The organism is Stenotrophomonas sp. YJH_SMC_133, from assembly GCF_059370655.1.
Genome location: NZ_JCAFTW010000013.1, coordinates 43,729 through 61,099 on the forward strand (window position 1 = coordinate 43,729; position 17,371 = coordinate 61,099).

Here is a 17,371-nt window from a genome sequence, read left to right on the forward strand (position 1 = left end):
TTCGGGGCAGGGCGCGTCGAGGGTGTCTGCGCGATAATGCCGCCATGAGCATCCAAGAGCTTTCCCCCGCGCAGGCACGCGAGCGCCTGACCCATGGCGCGGTGCTGATCGATGTGCGCGAGGCGCACGAGCGGGCCGGCGGGATGGCCGAGGGCGCGCGCGGCGTGGCCAAGGGCGAGCTGCAGGCCGACCCGGCCGCGCATCTGCCAAAGCACGACCAGGAAATCCTGTTGATCTGCCAGAGTGGCAAGCGCTCGGCCGATGCCGCGCAGTTCCTGCGGGAGGCCGGCTACACCCACGTCGCTTCCGTGACAGGCGGCACCGTGGCCTGGCGCGAGCAGTCGCTGCCGCTGGTGCAACCACTGGCCAGCGCTGCCGACCGCGATTTCTACGACCGCTATTCGCGCCACCTGCTGCTGCCGCAGGTGGGCGAGGCCGGCCAGCGCCGGCTGCAGCAGTCGTGCGTGCTGGTGCTGGGCGCGGGTGGGCTGGGCGCACCGGCGGGGTTCTACCTGGCCGCCGCCGGGGTAGGGCACCTGCGCTTCGCCGACCACGATCGCGTGGAGCGCAGCAACCTGCACCGGCAGATCGTGCATACCGAAGCCAGCGTGGGCCAGCTCAAGGTCGATTCCGCGCGTGAGCGGCTGCTGGCGCTCAACCCGTCGATCGAGGTGGAGGCCGTGCCGGAGCGGGTCACCTCCGAGAACGTGGATGCGCTGTTGGACGGCGTGGACGTGGTGCTGGATGGCTCGGACAACTTCCCGCTGCGCTACTTGCTCAACGACGCCTGCATCAAGCACGCCACGCCGCTGGTGTATGCCGCCATCGAGCGCTTTGATGGCCAGGTAAGCGTGTTTGACGCCGGCCGCCAGCGTGGCGTGGCGCCGTGCTACCGCTGCCTGTTCCCGGAGCCGCCGCCGCCGGAGTTTGCGCCGAACTGTTCCGAGGCCGGTGTGCTGGGTGTGCTGCCGGGATTGGCTGGCGTGCTGCAGGCCACCGAGGTGCTGAAGCTGCTGCTGGGCATCGGCGAGCCATTGGTCGGCCGCCTGCTGCGCTTCGATGCGCTGGGCATGCGCTTCCGCGAGACCGGCATCCGGCCGGACCCGCAGTGCCCGGTGTGCGCGCCGGGCGTGCCGTTCCCGGGGTATATCGATTACGCCGCGTTTTGTCGGGGTGGGTGAGGCTGGCCGGGGAATGCCTTGGTAGATGCCGACCTTGGTCGGCGTTTTCGTGCCAACCAAGGTTGGCACCTACCGAAGCGGGTGCATGGTTGGCACCCACCGACGCGGATGCATGGTTTCGGGATGATGCTGGGGTGGCTCCCTACATCGTTCCACCTCCAAGACAATCCGGCGCAACATGCGTGCTATTGCCGTCATCGGCATTGCTCTATTGTTGAACCCGATTCTGGATCTTGGGGAACACACCGCATGGCGGTAGAAGCAGCGACCAGCGAGCTGGTCAAGGTCGTCGCCCTGTTGGGCGCGGCGGTGGTGATGGTGCCTTTGTTCCGCCGGGCCGGCCTGGGCTCGGTGCTGGGCTACTTCGCCGCCGGCCTGGCGATCGGACCGTTCGGGCTGGGCTGGTTCTCCGACCCGCAGGCGATCCTGCATACCGCCGAGCTCGGCGTGGTGATGTTCCTGTTCGTGATCGGCCTGGAAATGCGGCCCTCGCACCTGTGGAGCCTGCGCAAGGAGATCTTCGGGCTGGGCACGCTGCAGATCGTCACCTGTGCGGTGGTGCTGACCAGCATCGCCAAGCTGTTCGGCCTGCCGTGGCAGGTGGCCTTCATCGGCGCCACCGGCTTCGTGCTGACCTCCACTGCGGTGGTGATGCAGCTGCTGGCCGAACGCGGTGACATCGCGCTGCCATCGGGGCAGAAGATCGTCTCCATCCTGCTGTTCGAAGACCTGCTGATCGTGCCGCTGCTGGCGCTGGTGGCGTGGATGGGCGCGAGCGCGGGCAGCGCCGATGGCGAGGGCTCGCGCTGGCTGTCGGTGGCGATCGGCGTCGGTGCCATCGTCGGCCTGGTGCTGGTCGGCCGCTTCCTGCTCAACCCACTGTTCCGCGTGCTGGCCGAGTCGAAGGCGCGCGAGGTGATGACCGCCGCCGCGCTGCTGGTGGTGCTGGGTGCGGCACTGCTGATGCAGCTGTCCGGCCTGTCGATGGCGATGGGCGCGTTCCTCGCGGGCGTGCTGCTGAGCGAGTCGACCTTCCGTCACCAGATCGAAGCGGATATCGAACCGTTCCGCGGCATCCTGCTTGGCCTGTTCTTCCTCAGCGTCGGCATGGCGCTGGACCTGGGCGTGGTGGCCGGCAACTGGCAGCTGATCCTCGGCCTGGTGCTGGCGTTGATGGCGGCCAAGGCGCTGTGCATCTACGTGGTGGCGCGCATCATGGGCAGCGACCACGCGCAGGCGCTGGACCGGGGCGTGCTGATGGCGCAGGGTGGCGAGTTCGCGTTCGTGCTGTTCTCCGCCGCGGCATCGGCCGGCGTGATCAACCTGGAGATCAATGCCAACTTCACCGCCGTGGTGGTGCTGTCGATGGCGCTGACCCCGCTGGTGGTGCTGCTCTACAAGCGCGTGGCGCCGAAGCCGACGGTGAACATGGACGGCGTGGACGAGGCCGATGGCCTCTCCGGCAGCGTGCTGCTGATCGGCTTCGGTCGCTTCGGCCAGGTCGCCAGCCAGTCGCTGCTGGCGCGCGACGTGGACGTGACCATCATCGACAACGACGTGGAGATGATCCAGAGCGCCGCGCGTTTCGGTTTCAAGATCTACTACGGCGACGGTACGCGACTGGACGTGCTGCATGCCTCGGGCGCGGCCACCGCACGTGCGATTGCGGTGTGCGTAGACAAGGCCGAGGCCGCCGACCGCATCGTTGAACTGGTGGCACACGAGTTCCCCCAGGCCAAGCTGATGGTGCGCTCGTTCGACCGCGAGCATTCGCTGCGGCTGATCCATGCCGGTGTCGATTTCCAGATCCGCGAGACGTTTGAATCGGCAGTGTTGTTCGGCCAGGCCGCGCTGGTGGAGCTGGGTGCGGATGAGGACGACGCGATCGAGATTGCCGAGCAGATCCGTCGCCGCGATGCCGAGCGTTTCGAGCTGGAGATTGCCGGTGGTGGTCTGAATGCCGGCGCCAAGATGGTGTTCGGCAACTCCGGCCAGGGCGTACCGACGCCGACGCCGTTCACCGCGCCGAAGCGGGCGAGCAAGACGTTGAACCCGCAGGACGTGCCGGAAGAGGAAGAGTAAAGCCCGGTCGTGCCGGCCGCTGGCCGGCAGATACGGAAACGTTTCGACGTCATGAGGTTGCCGGCCAGCGGCCGGCACTACCCGTGTGGGGAATTGCCGAAGCCGGTGGTTGGTAGTGCCGGCCGCTGGCCGGCAGATACGGAAACGTTCCGACGTCATGAGGTTGCCGGCCAGCGGCCGGCACTACCGTGTGGGAATTGCCGAAGCCGGTGGTTGGTCGTGCCGGCCGCTGGCCGGCAGGTACGGAATCGTTCCGACGTCATGGGGTTGCCGGCCAGCGGCCGGCACTACCGTGTGGGGAATTGCCGAAGCCGGTGGTTGGTCGTGCCGGCCGCTGGCCGGCAGGTACGGAAACGTTCCGACGTCATGGGGTTGCCGGCCAGCGGCCGGCACTACCCGGGTCGGGAATTGCCGAAGCCGGCGGTTGGTCGTGCCGGCCGCTGGCCGGCAGATACGGAAACGTTCCGACGTCGTGGGGTTGCCGGCCAGCGGCCGGCACTACCGTGTGGGGAATTGCCGAAGCCTACCGGCCGCTGGCCGGCAAGTACGGAAACGTTCCGACGTCATGGGGTTGCCGGCCAGCGGCCGGCACTACCGGGTGGGGAATTGCCGAAGCCGGTGGTTGGTAGTGCCGGCCGCTGGCCGGCAGATACGGAAACGTTCCGACGTCATGGAGTTGCCGGCCAGCGGCCGGCACTACCGTGAGGGGAATTGCCGAAGCCGGTGGTTGGTAGTGCCGGCCGCTGGCCGGCAGATACGGAATCGTTCCGACGTTATGAGGTTGCCGGCCAGCGGCCGGCACTACCCGCGCGGGGAATTGCCGAAGCCGGCGGTTGGTCGTGCCGGCCGCTGGCCGGCAGATACGGAAACGTTCCGACGTCATGGAGTTGCCGGCCAGCGGCCGGCACTACCGGCGCGCGGCGGTGGGCGAGGGGGCCTGAATCAGGGACAATAGCGTCCCCGCCGCCCCACGCCCGCTCCCGATGACCGATTCCGCCGCCCCGCATCCTGCCCGCATCCTCGATGGCCGCCGCATCGCCGAGGACCTGCTCGACAGCCTGAAGGTGCGCGTCGACGCTCGCGTGGCCGCCGGTGGCAGCCGTCCGGGCCTGGCCGTGGTGCTGGTGGGCGGCGACCCGGCCTCGACCGTGTACGTGCGCAATAAGCGCCGTGCCGCGGAGAAGGTCGGCATCGAAGCGCATGACTACGATCTGCCGGCCGGTACTACCGAAGCCGAACTGCTCGACCTGATCGACCAGCTCAACGCCGATCCGAAGATCAACGGCATCCTGATCCAGCTGCCCCTGCCGGGCATCCCCGATGCGCGCCGGCTGATCCAGCGCATCGACCCGCGCAAGGACGTGGACGGTTTCCACCCGGAAAACGTCGGCCACCTGGCCCTGCGCGAGTTCGGCCTGCGCCCGTGCACCCCGCGCGGCATCACCACGCTGCTGGGCCACACCGACCAGCCGGTGCGCGGCCGCAATGCCACCATCGTGGGCGTGAGCAACCATGTCGGCCGCCCGATGGGCCTGGAGCTGCTGATCGCCGGCTGCACCGTGACCAGCTGCCACAAGTTCACCCCCAAGGACGTGCTGGAACAGGCCGTGCGCAACGCCGACATCCTGGTGGTGGCCGTGGGCCGCCCCGGCATCGTGCCGGGCGAGTGGGTGAAGCCGGGCGCGGTGGTGATCGACGTCGGCATCAACCGGTTGGATGACGGCCGGCTGGTGGGCGACGTCGGGTTTGAGGCCGCTGCCCAGCGGGCGAGCTGGATCACCCCGGTGCCGGGTGGTGTGGGCCCGATGACCGTGGCCACGCTGATGCAGAACACCCTGGAAGCCGCGGAAGCGCTGAGCTGACCTGCGATTGGGGAGATCTGCTGTTGGTGGGTGCCGACCGTTGGTCGGCACAATGCCGGGGTAGGCCGATGACCCGCTCCTGGTAGGTGCCAACCTTGGTTGGCACGATCCGTCCGGCACCTGGACCCCAGGTGGGGTGAAGGCCTCTGGCTGTTTGTGCCAACCAAAGTTGGCACCTACCAAAGGCGCTCCAGGGCTGGCCCGAGTGATCCTCTTAAGGTGGGTGCCGACCGTTGGTCGGCACAATGCAGGAGACACAGGTGTCTGAAGGGTAGTGCGGACCAACGGTCCGCACCCACCAAAGGCAGGCCGATGACTCGCTCCTGGTAGGTGCCAACCAAGGTTGGCACCTACCAAAGGCAGTATGCCGCCGGCCCGGATGGCCCCCTGAACCAATCGCCGCCCGCGCGACACTGCGTCGCATCCACCCCCTGCCACGCGGCGCGAAAACAGGGTAAAATGTCGCGCTTCCCCACATCTCGGGTATGCCGATGCTGCGCATCCAGGCTGAAGCACTCACTTACGACGACGTCTCGCTCGTCCCCGCCCACTCGACCATCCTGCCCAAGGACGTCAACCTCGAAACGCGGTTGACCCGAGACCTGAAGCTGAAGCTTCCGATCCTGTCCGCCGCGATGGATACCGTCACCGAAGCCCGCCTGGCCATCGCCATGGCCCAGCTCGGCGGCATGGGCATCATCCACAAGAATCTCAGTCTGGAACAGCAGGCCGCGGAAGTGGCCAAGGTCAAGAAGTTCGAGGCCGGTGTCATCCGCGACCCGATCACCGTCGGCCCGGAAACCACCATCCGCGACGTGCTGGCCCTGACCCAGGCGCACAACATCTCCGGCGTGCCGGTGGTGGGCAGCGACGGCCTGCTGGCCGGCATCGTGACCCACCGCGACATGCGCTTCGAGACCGAGCTGGACGATCCGGTCCGCCACATCATGACCAAGAAGGATCGCCTGATCACGGTCAAGGAAGGCGCCGCGTCTGACGAAGTGCTGCAGCTGCTGCACCGCAACCGCATCGAAAAGGTGCTGGTGGTCAATGATTCGTTCGAGCTGCGTGGCCTGATCACCGTCAAGGACATCCAGAAGAACACCGACTTCCCGAACGCTGCCAAGGACCTGTCGACCCGCCTGCTAGTCGGCGCTGCCGTCGGCGTGGGTGGCGATACCGATCGCCGCGTGGAAGCGCTGGTCGCCGCCGGCGTGGACGTGATCGTGGTCGATACCGCGCACGGCCACTCGCAGGGCGTGCTGGACCGCGTCAGCTGGGTCAAGAAGAACTTCCCGAACGTGCAGGTCATCGGTGGCAACATCTGCACCGGCGAAGCCGCACTGGCGCTGCTGGACAGCGGCGCTGACGCAGTGAAGGTCGGCATCGGCCCGGGCTCGATCTGCACCACGCGCGTCGTCGCCGGTGTCGGCGTGCCGCAGGTCACCGCCATTGATCTGGTAGCCGAAGCGCTGCAGGACCGCATCCCGCTGATCGCCGACGGTGGCATCCGCTACTCGGGCGACATCGGCAAGGCGCTAGCCGCCGGTGCCTCGACCATCATGGTCGGTGGCCTGCTGGCCGGTACCGAGGAATCGCCGGGCGAGACCGAGCTGTACCAGGGCCGTTCGTACAAGAGCTACCGCGGCATGGGTTCGCTGGCTGCCATGGAGAAGGGGTCGAAGGACCGCTACTTCCAGGACGCCGCCACCGCCGACAAGCTGGTGCCGGAAGGCATCGAAGGCCGCGTGCCGTACCGCGGCCCGGTGGGCGGCATCATCCACCAGCTGATGGGCGGCCTGCGTGCCACCATGGGCTACGTGGGCTGCGCCACCATCGACGAGATGCGCAGCAAGCCCAAGTTCGTGAAGATCAGCGGCGCCGGCCAGCGTGAGAGCCACGTCCACGACGTGACGATCACCAAAGAGCCGCCGAACTACCGCGCCTGACGCGGGCCGAGCAAAGAGGAACGGGGAAGCACTTCCCGTTCCTCTTTCTCCATCTGCCGCCGTAAATCTGATTTCGTTTTCCCTACTGCATTGCCGGGGCGCCATGACCAACATCCATAACGACAAGATCCTCATCCTCGATTTCGGCGCGCAGTACACGCAGCTGATTGCCCGCCGCATCCGCGAGCTGGGCGTCTACTGCGAAATCTGGGCGTGGGACCATAACCCGGCCGAGATCGCCGCGTTCGGCGCCAAGGGCATCATCCTGTCCGGCGGCCCGGAATCGACCACGCTGCCGGGTGCGCCAGCCGCGCCGCAGGAAGTGTTCGACAGCGGCCTGCCGATCTTCGGCATCTGCTACGGCATGCAGACCCTGGCCGCCCAGCTGGGCGGTGCCACCGAAGCCGCTGACCAGCGCGAGTTCGGTCACGCCGAAGTGAACGTGATCAACCCGGATGCACTGTTCAAGGGCCTGAGCGACCACGGCGGCGAGCCGAAGCTGAATGTCTGGATGAGCCACGGCGACCACGTCTCCGTTGCACCGCCGGGCTTCACCATCACCGCCACCACCGACCGCATTCCGGTGGCCGCCATGGCCAACGAAGAAAAGCGCTGGTACGGCGTGCAGTTCCACCCGGAAGTGACCCACACCCTGCAGGGCCAGGCGCTGCTGCGCCGCTTCGTGGTGGACGTGTGCGGCTGCCAGACCCTGTGGACCGCCGCCAACATCATCGACGACCAGATCGCCCGCGTGCGCGAACAGGTGGGCGATGACGAAGTGATCCTGGGCCTGTCCGGCGGCGTCGATTCGTCCGTGGTGGCGGCACTGCTGCACAAGGCCATCGGCGAGAAGCTGACCTGCGTGTTCGTGGATACCGGCCTGCTGCGCTGGCAGGAAGGCGACCAGGTGATGGAAATGTTTGCCGAGCACATGGGCGTAAAGGTGGTGCGCGTCAATGCCGCCGACCGTTACTTCGCTGCGCTGGAAGGCGTGAGCGACCCGGAAGCCAAGCGCAAGATCATCGGCAACCTGTTCGTTGAGATCTTCGACGAAGAATCGAACAAGCTGAAGAACGCCAAGTGGCTGGCGCAGGGCACCATCTACCCGGACGTGATCGAGTCGGCCGGCAGCAAGACGGGCAAGGCGCATGTGATCAAGAGCCACCACAACGTGGGCGGCCTGCCGGAGCACATGAAGCTGGGCCTGGTGGAGCCGCTGCGCGAGCTGTTCAAGGACGAAGTGCGCCGCCTGGGCGTTGAACTGGGCCTGCCGCGCACCATGGTCTACCGCCATCCGTTCCCGGGCCCGGGCCTGGGCGTGCGCATCCTGGGCGAAGTGAAGCGCGAATACGCCGAGCTGCTGGCCAAGGCTGATGCCATCTTCATTGATGAGCTGCGCAAGGCGGACCTGTACGACAAGACCAGCCAGGCGTTTGCCGTGTTCCTGCCGGTGAAGTCGGTGGGCGTGGTGGGTGATGCGCGGGCTTATGAGTGGGTGATTGCGCTGCGGGCCGTGGAGACGATCGACTTCATGACCGCGCACTGGGCGCATCTGCCGTATGAGTTCCTGGGTACGGTGAGCAACCGGATCATCAATGAGTTGCGGGGGGTGTCCAGAGTTGTCTATGACATCTCGGGGAAGCCGCCGGCTACTATTGAGTGGGAATGAGTTGAGAGAACGAGGGCGCCGAGAGGCGCCCTTGTTGTTTGCCGACAGTTTGACAGCCAGCGGCCCAGTAGGTATCAAAATGCGATGCTTAAGCAGGCACGGCGGCAAGGTGGCTTACCCGCGACGCAGGACGACTTGCGTAAACGCTTTGATGCGCTGATCAGCGACTGTAGCAAACGCAAAGATGCCACCAAGCTGCGCTTCGTCATCGAGTGATGGATCCAATAGAGGAAGGCAATGGATATTGAAACCGCTGGGGCCATCAGGCTGTTCCTCCCGAACCCATCGTTGAGTTTGGTTTATTTCGAGGCGCTAGCCAATGCGCTGGATGCGGGGGCGACCGATGTATCCATTGAGATTGATGTTCAGAGATACGACAGGCCTGACACGTTGAAGATCACCGTTACGGACAACGGTGATGGATTCAATGATGAAAACTTTGATCGCTTTAAGACCTTGTTGAAGCCTAGGGATAAGTTCCACAAAGGGATTGGGCGCTTGGTGTTTCTTAACTATTTTGATCGCGTTGAAGTGATCAGTATGCGGGACAAGTGGCAAAGGGAATTTGTCTTTAAAGAGGGTTTTAACGACAACGCGCCACTCCAGCAGCTTGAGCAAGCACAAGATGCCAGAACGACGCTGACATTCACCGGGTTTTCTGGTTCTCGCGTAAAGTCCTATGACAATCTGAAGCCAGATGCCATCAAGCCGCTCTTGATTGAGCAGTTCCTGCCAACGCTGGATGCGCGCAAACGTGATGGCAAGACCTTTAGGATTTGGATCAACTTGAGTACCACGGAGAGCAATCCGCAGAAGGAGTTCTTTCCACACGGGGTGACGATCACGCCTGATGATTTGCCTTCACTGACCAAGATCACTATCCAAGATAGCTCTCTGGATGCTTTCTCGACCATTGATATGCACTATCACGTCGAGCCGGTTTCTGGCAGAGGGAGCCTGCTCGTCGCCTTCAACATTGATGGCCGAACAATTCCCGTGAACCTGATACCAGCTTCGGCTTTTCCGGCGGGCTATATGGGTGTATTCCTATTCGAGTCAGAAATGTTTCACTCCAATGCCGACAGTTCGCGCCAAAAGCTGATCTTTCCGGGCGGCCTCCAAGAAGCGAGTCTTTATCGTGTTTTGCGCCGAGAAGTTGGCAAGATTCTAGTGGACAAAATTCCGAAGATCACTGAGAAGAACCAAGAGGTAAAGAAAAAGTTCGAGGAGCAATTCCCGCATCTCTTGGGTTACTTCGAAAACGAAACTGTTGGCTTGATTGATCGTGATGATGCTCTGGAGATCGCGCAGCAGAAATTCTTTCGTGCCCAGAAGCAGGTGCTGCAATGCGAGAAAATGACCGAAGCAGCGTATGAGAAGTCGCTGGAGCTTTCATCGCGCACATTGACCGAATACATCTTGTACCGCGACAAGATCATCGGCCGCATGAAGGAAATGACGGCCGAAAATGCTGAATCCGAAATACACAATATCATCGTGCCGAGGTTCAAGGAGTTCTCGAAAGAAGTCATGCCTTCGGAGATTTACCAGAACAACGCTTGGTTGCTGGATGATAAGTTCATGGTATTTCGTACCATCCTGAGCGAGAAGCGGATGGATACTGTCGTCAACGCCATACGGCTTGACGAAGAATGCGGAGAAGATGCGGGTAGGCCGGATATTGCCATGATATTTTCCGCCGATCCAAGTGACAACCGCGCAGTGGACGTTGTGGTCATCGAAATAAAGAGAAAAACGGACGATGAAAAAGAAAATCAATACGCAATCAATCAGCTGCTTGATCGTGCGGTGAAACTGGCGACGCATTGCCCCAATATCCAGAGAATATGGTACTACGCGATCATCCAGATCAGCGACACAATGGAAACACGACTGCGCCAGCAAAAGTGGGCGCCACTGTTCTCCAGGGGGAAGCTTTACTACCAGGAGTTCCCAACCGAACGACCGGATGGAACGGTGGTTCCGACTCCGACCTTCGTCGTGTCCTTCGATGCCATCGTGGCGGATGCCGAAAGCAGGAACCACACATTCCTCGAAATCTTACGTAATGGCATGAGGGAATACGCCGCACAACAGGCCACGGGCCCGGTAGGGAGTTAATCAAATGGCCAAGGCAAGCGGCTTCGCTGTATTACTAACGAAAGATAGGATGGACACACTCCTTGAATGTGTGGCCGAGGGGCGGGGATTTGCTGAGCCTGTCACGGACTTTCAACACAGCCGGACAGTACCTTTGGTCTGCTTTGTGATTGGCGCGGGAAAGTTGACGCACATTGGTTTGGGGCGTCGCGGTATGCGCGCCGGTACTGGCCTGAGCCGACTGAACATCGATAATGCAGAAGTACTCTCCGAGCCAATCTCTGTTCGAAAAATTCTCAATCGTCTGCCGAAGCGCAACGCCGCATCCGTGCGCAAGCGGCTTCAATCCGGCGGTCTGTTGACCGAGAAAGGCTTCTCCGCAGTCGTCGAAACCATTCGCCAGCTTGCGCCCCAAGCCAGCACCCTGCTGGATCGGTTCAGTGTAAGCAGAACTGTCCTTATCCGGCGATTGCCCGACAAGACGAGGGAGAACTTGGCACAGCAGAAAGAAGCTGTGCTGACGGCGCTTTCGATTGCCGGCATCAGCCGTGAGCCTGTTCAGGAATGGGCGCCATCGGACGAGACGCCCGTCTCCTTTCTGGACGGCTTGCCCAGCGTTCGGCTGCGCGAAGACCCGATGGTGGTCAACGACCTGCAAAACCTGCCGGGTTTTGATGTGATCAAGACTTATCCCTACGGCGCGGCGGTATTCGAGTCCGAGAACGCGTCGGAACGCCTAACGGTCATCCTTGCCAACCGCCTTCCACTCGAAGAGCAAACCGGCACCGATCTCATCTACTTCAACGAAACCTACCAGAGCTTTGTCATGGTTCAGTACAAAGCAATGGAGCGTGAAGAGAGGCGCAATAGGCCAGCTGAAGCCGTCTATCGGTTGCCCGACGCGCAGTTGAAGGAAGAAATCGACCGTATGGATGCCGTGCTTCGTGCGTTAAAGACGTGTGGTCCCGACACCGACATTGGCGGCTACCGGCTCACCGAAAACCCGTTCTTCCTAAAGCTCTGCCCAAGATTGGTATTCAACCCGGATGATGTGGGCCTAGTGCCTGGCATGTACCTGCCGCTGGATTACTGGAAGCTGCTGGAGAACGACCCAGGCATCAAAGGGCCAAGAGGTGGCCTACGGATCACCTATGAGAACGCAAAGCGCCATTTCGACAACACCTCATTTATCACCGTGGTGTCCAAGGCGTGGGTTGGCACGAGGCCCAGTCAGTCTCAGGTGCTTCGGGATGTCATCCGGGAAACCTTGGAAACGGGCAAGGCAGTCGCGATTGCCATCAAACCGATGAGGCCCGCCGAGCCCCAGGCCGACGATGAAGAAACAGATGAAGAATCTCTCGATGTCTGAAATGTTCTCCACGAGCCCGGAAGCGGCGGCCGTCGAACAAGCCGTCAACGGCATGGTCCATTCCCCGCATGGTATTGTGGCGCTGTTGCCACCTTGATTGATTGCCAGCGACGGCGGCTCCGGCTGCGGCGGCCGACAATTTCGTAAAGACAAGCCCGCTTCCCTAGCGCTGAGCACGTCATCGACACGATCCGCAGTGCATGCCGCTCTCTGCTACCAAATCGCTCCTGCGCTGACCTGCCCGGGCACGCTTTTGGGCAGCACTCAGTGCTCTTTGTCACCACCTCCTGCAGCATCGCCTTGTTTAGGCTCGGGTCGTCCACCAGCTGCCTGAGCTTGTGGCTCTCCTCATCCGGCAATCGCAGGCGCTTGAGCTCGGTGGGACGCGGCCCACTGTGCTTCTTGCGCCACAGGTAGAACGTCGCCTCCGCAATACCCGGCTTGCGGCATACTCCACCGACCGCCATCCCAAGCTCGACCTGCTTGAGCGGGTAGGCAATCTGCTCTAGTCCATAAATGGTAAACTGCGCGCCTGCTCTAGGCAGACGCGGTAGCTTTGCGTTTGTGCGGGTGCAAACTCACTCAACACGAGCGGCAAACGACCTCCCAACGGTCCGCGTAATGTCCTACAGTGAAGAGCTGCGCCGACGCGATGACACTGAGCGCTCTGAGCTTCTAGAACGTCTGGCCAGTTACCAACAGCAGCTCAGGAGCTTTGGCCAATGAGCTAACAATTTATTCGAGCCGAAGCCGCTTAGCGGCTTGGCCAAGTTCATTCGCTAGGTGCAAAACATGATGCAACCACCAACTGACAGCCTCTACAAGTTCATGGCTGTTTTAGGAATAGTGCTGTCAATGGGTAGCATTGCCTTTGCAGACTCCCATTTTCAGAAGTACAACAGTGCGCTGATCTCGATGAATTCTCAGGTCCGAATGCACAAGCATGAATCAGAGAATCTTTCGTCGGACCTGGCTGATTTTACAAGGACACACCTTGAGTTGATTTCCCAAAGTGAACTATCGGGTCAGCCGATAAGCAGGCGTTCGCTTGATGAATTCAAGTCCGAGCTGGACAAATTCGTTCTCGCCAACAGGGAAATGTCGACTAAGAACGCAGGCGATGCCATCAAGCTGATGGAGATCATCCACACCAGACGTATCATGCATTGCTACCTAATTGCATGCGCTGGAGGTCTGCTGGCTGGCTTGGTCATTACCATCATCGGCTTCAGACTTTGGTATCGAAAGGTGCAGGTTCCGGAAGATAGGAAAAATCTCTCCCAAACGACAAAGGCTTCTAAGCGTTAATTGAAGCGACGTCGCGTCGCGTCGCGGCGGGGCCGCATCCAAGTGCTGGTCGATGTCCCGCTTGTGGCCGGAAGCGGACGTTATTCCACGTGGCGCTAGACGAAGTCTGCCGTAAGTATGCTCCGGGAAGCAGGTCACTCCGGCCTAACTTCCCGACAAGCCCACTCAACCAGCCCCCGGCAAGCCAGAAACAGCCCATCCACAACGCCCTCGTCCAAATGCCGCTCCGGGTCCGCTGCTACCCGGCAGCGGTCTGCGGCGTGCAGCAACTCCAGAACCGTCAGTGCTCCCACCATTGCGCGCTCGCTCCTTGCTAGGCTCACGCGTCGGCCGGGCGACACATCGGTTTCTGGCCAAGGATGCCCATCTGCCCCCTCGCAGCCGCGCATGCGCTTGAGGATGCCGAGCAGGGAGTTCAGGTCGGGCAGGGGAGTGTCGTCGTTGATGGGCTCAACAACGGTATACGAGGAGAAGGTGTCGGATTCGTTCATGGCGTCGGCTTCCGTGGCTGTGCTTAACAGCGCCACCGCGAAGGGGTGGCGGACGGTGCGGGTTGCAAACCGGGACGCAGAGGAGTGACCGGCGGGCCCGAAGACCCCCACGCACCGTCCGCCATATAGGCCGACGGATTGCCAGTCGGCACCGCCTCAAGGACGGTGCCGACTGGCAAGCGTATTCACTCTGCGTCTCGGGTTTGCACGCCCGGCCACCCGGTATCGGTGGCGCGCCATGGTGTTTACGCAGCCGCTTCGAATGCCAATAGAAATTCGCGAAGGAATCGCCGAATCCGAGAGCGAAGAACTATTGTTGCACGCACCATTCATGCAGCACGCGACGCCAGCAGACGCATTCGCGCAGCTGCTCTGCTGATGGCGAATAAAAGTGGCGCAATCGCCCATGGTACAAGCGAATAGCGCGACAGCCTTCTTTGCAACAGTTCTTAATCCGCACCGAGTGGCAACGGCGCGCGATCAGCCGCACACCCCGAAAATAGGTTCAAACCCGACACCGTTAACAAGCTCGCAGCTTCAACCAACGTCAGCCTCAGCCGCATTCCCCACCAGCAACTCAATCATCGCCCGCGCCGCCGCCGACTGCCGTCGATGCGGCGCATAGATCACCGAGAACGGCCGCGACCGCCCACGCAGCTGCGGCAGCACTTCCACCAGCTGCCCGCGCCGCAATCGCTCGCGCACGATGAATTCATAGCTCTGGCAGATGCCGATGCCCTGTTCGGCCAGCGACACCACGCCCAGCACATCGTCGGAGGTCTCGATGGACGAACGTGGCAACCAGTCCACGTCGCGCCCGTCGTCGCGGAAGATCCACGGCGCCAACCGCCCGGTGCGCGGCATCACGAACGGCAGGCACAGGTGCTGGTGCAGGTCGTCCAGCGTCTGCGGCGTACCCCGGCGCTGCAGATAGTCCGGCGCGGCCACCAGCAGCAGTGGGGCGTCTTCCAGCTTTCGCGCCACCAGCCCGCTGTCCGGCAGCTGGCCCAGGCGGATGGCCAGGTCGAAACCTTCGGCCACCAGGTCCACGTTGCGGTTGGTGATGTTCAGCTCCACCTGCACCTGCGGGTACTGCTGCGCAAAGCGCGCCAGCACGGGCGGCAGCCGGTAGTGACCATAGGTGGTGGGCACGCTCAGGCGCACGCGGCCGGCCAGCGCACCGTCCTGGGCCAGTACGTCGCGCTCGGCGTCGTCCAGCAGCCCGAAGGCGGTGCGGACCTGTTCCAGATAGAGCCGCCCGGCGTCGGTCAGGCCCACGCGGCGGGTGGTCCGCTGCAGTAGCTGTCGGCCCAGCCGCGCTTCCAGTCGGGTGACCGCGCGGCTCAGCACCGAGGGCGTGGTGGACAGCGCCACCGCGCCGGCCGTGAACGAGCCATGCTCGACCACCGCCAGGAACACCTCCACATCGCCCAGGTAGTCGAACTTGCGGCTCATTTGGCTCTCCGGGGAACAGATGTTTTGCGATGGGACCAATTTATCGCCGCTGGGGCGATGAATAAAGTGGCCGCCATTCCCCGATAGGAGTTCCCCATGAACCTGATGACCCGGCTGGCCGCAGCGCTGGCCCTCACCCTGGCCGCCACCGGCGCGCATGCCGCCAACGTGCTGGTGGTGCTGTCCGACGAAAACCATCTGGACCTGAAGGACGGCAAGGTGCTGTCCACCGGCTTCTATCTCAACGAGTTGATGCAGCCGGTCAAGCTGCTGCTGGACGCGGGCCACGAGGTGACCTTCGCTACGCCGCACGGGCGGGCGCCAACGGTGGATGCGTCCTCGGTGACGCCGGCGTACTTCGGCAACGATGCCGCGCAGCTGACGCTGCACAAGGACCTGCTGGAGAAACTGGCGCTGACCTCGCCGACGGCCTCGCCGGTGGTCAGCCTGGCGCGCGTCGAGCAGCAGGGCTACGCGCATTTCGATGCGGTCTACATTCCCGGTGGCCACGCGCCGATGCAGGACCTGCTGAAGAGCCCGGCGCTGGGCCGGCTGCTGGCCGACTTCCACCAGCGCAACAAGACCACCGCGCTGGTCTGCCATGGGCCGATCGCGCTGCTGTCCACGCTGCCGGATGCAGCGGGTTTCGCAGCAAAGCTGGAGGCGGGTGCGATGCCGGCCACGCCGAAGTGGATCTACAGCGGTTACCAGATGACGGTGATCAGCAACCAGGAAGAAGAGCAGGCCAAGCCGCTGTTGGGCGGCGGTGAGATGAAGTTCTACCCGCAGACCGCGCTGCAGCAGGCGGGGGCGACGTTCAGCAGCAACACTACGCCGTGGACCGGGCATGTGGTGGTGGATCGCGAGCTGATTACCGGGCAGAACCCGGCGTCGGCGCTGGAGGTCGGGCAGCGGTTGGTGGAGCGTTTGAAGTAAGCCAGACAGCACATCTGTTTTTTCGGTGAGTCCTGCGCTCGGCGCGCGGGGCGCCCCTTCCTACTCAGAGGATTAACCTCGTGGATCTTCAACTGGCGGGCAAGACCGCACTCGTCACCGGCGCGACCGCCGGTATCGGCCTGGCTATCGCGCGCACGTTGGCACGCGAAGGCGTAAGCGTGACCCTCACCGGGCGTGACCCGGGAAAGCTGCAGGCAGCCATGGCCGAGATCAGCGTTGTGGCGCCGGGCGCGCAACTGGCTACGGTGGTGGCTGATCTGGCCAGCGCCGAGGGCGCGGCCGCCGTGATCGCGGCACAGCCCGATACCGATATCCTGATCAATAACCTGGGCTACTACGAAGCGAAGGCCTTTGCCGACATCAGCGACGATGACTGGATGCGCATGCTGGAGGTCAACGTACTGTCCGGCGTGCGCCTGTCGCGGCACTATTTCCCGCGCATGCTGGAACGCAACTGGGGCAGGGTGATCTTCATGTCCAGCGAGGTGGGTGCGTTCACGCCGCCGGACATGGTGCATTACGGGGTGAGCAAGTCGGCGCAGCTGGCGGTGTCGCGTGGCCTGGCTGAGCTGACCCGGGGCACCGGGGTGACGGTCAACAGCGTGTTGCCATCGGCCACACGCTCGGACGGCATTGTGGAATACCTGCGCCAGACCGCGCCACGACCGGGCATGACCGATGCAGAGATTGAAGCGCACTTCTTCCAGACCTACCGGCCCAGTTCGCTGATCGCGCGGATGATCGAGGCCGACGAGATCGCGGCGATGGTGGCGCTGCTGGCAAGCCCGTTGGGTGCGGCCTCCAATGGTGCAGCAGTGCGCGTAGAGGGCGGGACCTACCGATCCATCCTGTGACGCTGCGGTTGGGCCGGTTTGGCGCGTGATGTGGTGCGTGGCACCATGGCAAACTGGCCTCGCTCATTGAGCGGGGCCGTTTTCCCAGGGAAGC

At 63.0% G+C, this 17,371-nt stretch carries 13 protein-coding genes and 1 pseudogene; 11 read left to right on the forward strand and 3 right to left on the reverse strand.

Annotated elements, in window-relative coordinates; translation table 11 throughout:
• Window positions 1-44: 44 nt before the first annotated feature.
• From moeB to AC5P78_RS17885, 8 genes are all read left to right on the forward strand, one after another.
• Window positions 45-1,181, forward strand: a complete 1,137-nt coding sequence (gene moeB / locus AC5P78_RS17850) for a molybdopterin-synthase adenylyltransferase MoeB (RefSeq protein WP_414498620.1) — start codon at window positions 45-47, stop codon at window positions 1,179-1,181.
• Between the two features lie 249 nt (window positions 1,182-1,430).
• Window positions 1,431-3,263: a monovalent cation:proton antiporter-2 (CPA2) family protein gene (locus tag AC5P78_RS17855; protein WP_235643689.1), complete on the forward strand. Its 1,833-nt coding sequence runs from the start codon at window positions 1,431-1,433 to the stop codon at window positions 3,261-3,263.
• 983 nt (window positions 3,264-4,246) lie between these two features.
• Window positions 4,247-5,125 (forward strand): bifunctional methylenetetrahydrofolate dehydrogenase/methenyltetrahydrofolate cyclohydrolase FolD, encoded by an 879-nt coding sequence (gene folD, locus AC5P78_RS17860; protein ID WP_005416247.1) that lies wholly within the window; start codon window positions 4,247-4,249, stop codon window positions 5,123-5,125.
• A 491-nt stretch (window positions 5,126-5,616) separates the two neighbouring features.
• The gene (guaB, locus tag AC5P78_RS17865; protein WP_014036909.1) at window positions 5,617-7,074 is read left to right on the forward strand and encodes an IMP dehydrogenase; all 1,458 of its coding nucleotides are present in this window, start codon (window positions 5,617-5,619) and stop codon (window positions 7,072-7,074) included.
• Window positions 7,075-7,177: 103 nt separating this feature from the next.
• Window positions 7,178-8,743 (forward strand): glutamine-hydrolyzing GMP synthase, encoded by a 1,566-nt coding sequence (guaA, locus tag AC5P78_RS17870; protein WP_414498257.1) that lies wholly within the window; start codon window positions 7,178-7,180, stop codon window positions 8,741-8,743.
• A gap of 84 nt (window positions 8,744-8,827) precedes the next feature.
• Window positions 8,828-8,959, forward strand: coding sequence for a DUF6079 family protein (locus AC5P78_RS17875; protein WP_220084136.1), 132 nt, complete (start codon window positions 8,828-8,830; stop codon window positions 8,957-8,959).
• A 21-nt stretch (window positions 8,960-8,980) separates the two neighbouring features.
• Window positions 8,981-10,864: an ATP-binding protein gene (locus tag AC5P78_RS17880; protein ID WP_495217310.1), complete on the forward strand. Its 1,884-nt coding sequence runs from the start codon at window positions 8,981-8,983 to the stop codon at window positions 10,862-10,864.
• Window positions 10,865-10,913: 49 nt separating this feature from the next.
• Window positions 10,914-12,212, forward strand: a complete 1,299-nt coding sequence (locus AC5P78_RS17885; protein ID WP_414498258.1) for a hypothetical protein — start codon at window positions 10,914-10,916, stop codon at window positions 12,210-12,212.
• Between the two features lie 380 nt (window positions 12,213-12,592).
• On the opposite strand, the pseudogene AC5P78_RS17890 reads toward AC5P78_RS17885, so the two are convergent.
• Window positions 12,593-12,679: pseudogene (locus tag AC5P78_RS17890) on the reverse strand (hypothetical protein); the annotation flags it as partial.
• A gap of 328 nt (window positions 12,680-13,007) precedes the next feature.
• Between AC5P78_RS17890 and AC5P78_RS17895 the strand changes: the two are divergent.
• A complete protein-coding gene (locus tag AC5P78_RS17895) occupies window positions 13,008-13,520 on the forward strand; it encodes a hypothetical protein (protein WP_495217311.1) in 513 nt (170 codons plus the stop codon).
• 134 nt (window positions 13,521-13,654) lie between these two features.
• Here AC5P78_RS17895 and AC5P78_RS17900 read toward each other — a convergent pair whose 3' ends face one another.
• Together AC5P78_RS17900 and AC5P78_RS17905 are read right to left on the reverse strand one after the other, a co-directional pair.
• Complete coding sequence (locus AC5P78_RS17900; protein ID WP_046430208.1) at window positions 13,655-14,011, reverse strand: hypothetical protein; 357 nt, start codon at window positions 14,009-14,011, stop codon at window positions 13,655-13,657.
• Window positions 14,012-14,548: 537 nt separating this feature from the next.
• The gene (locus tag AC5P78_RS17905; protein ID WP_111174243.1) at window positions 14,549-15,466 is read right to left on the reverse strand and encodes a LysR family transcriptional regulator; all 918 of its coding nucleotides are present in this window, start codon (window positions 15,464-15,466) and stop codon (window positions 14,549-14,551) included.
• 96 nt (window positions 15,467-15,562) lie between these two features.
• Here AC5P78_RS17905 and AC5P78_RS17910 point away from each other — a divergent pair, with 96 nt between their 5' ends.
• Together AC5P78_RS17910 and AC5P78_RS17915 are read left to right on the forward strand one after the other, a co-directional pair.
• Window positions 15,563-16,402 (forward strand): type 1 glutamine amidotransferase domain-containing protein, encoded by an 840-nt coding sequence (locus AC5P78_RS17910; protein ID WP_111174242.1) that lies wholly within the window; start codon window positions 15,563-15,565, stop codon window positions 16,400-16,402.
• 80 nt (window positions 16,403-16,482) lie between these two features.
• Entirely contained in the window at window positions 16,483-17,277 is a 795-nt protein-coding gene (locus tag AC5P78_RS17915; RefSeq protein WP_111174241.1) for an SDR family NAD(P)-dependent oxidoreductase, read from the forward strand.
• The last annotated feature ends 94 nt before the right edge of the window (window positions 17,278-17,371 follow it).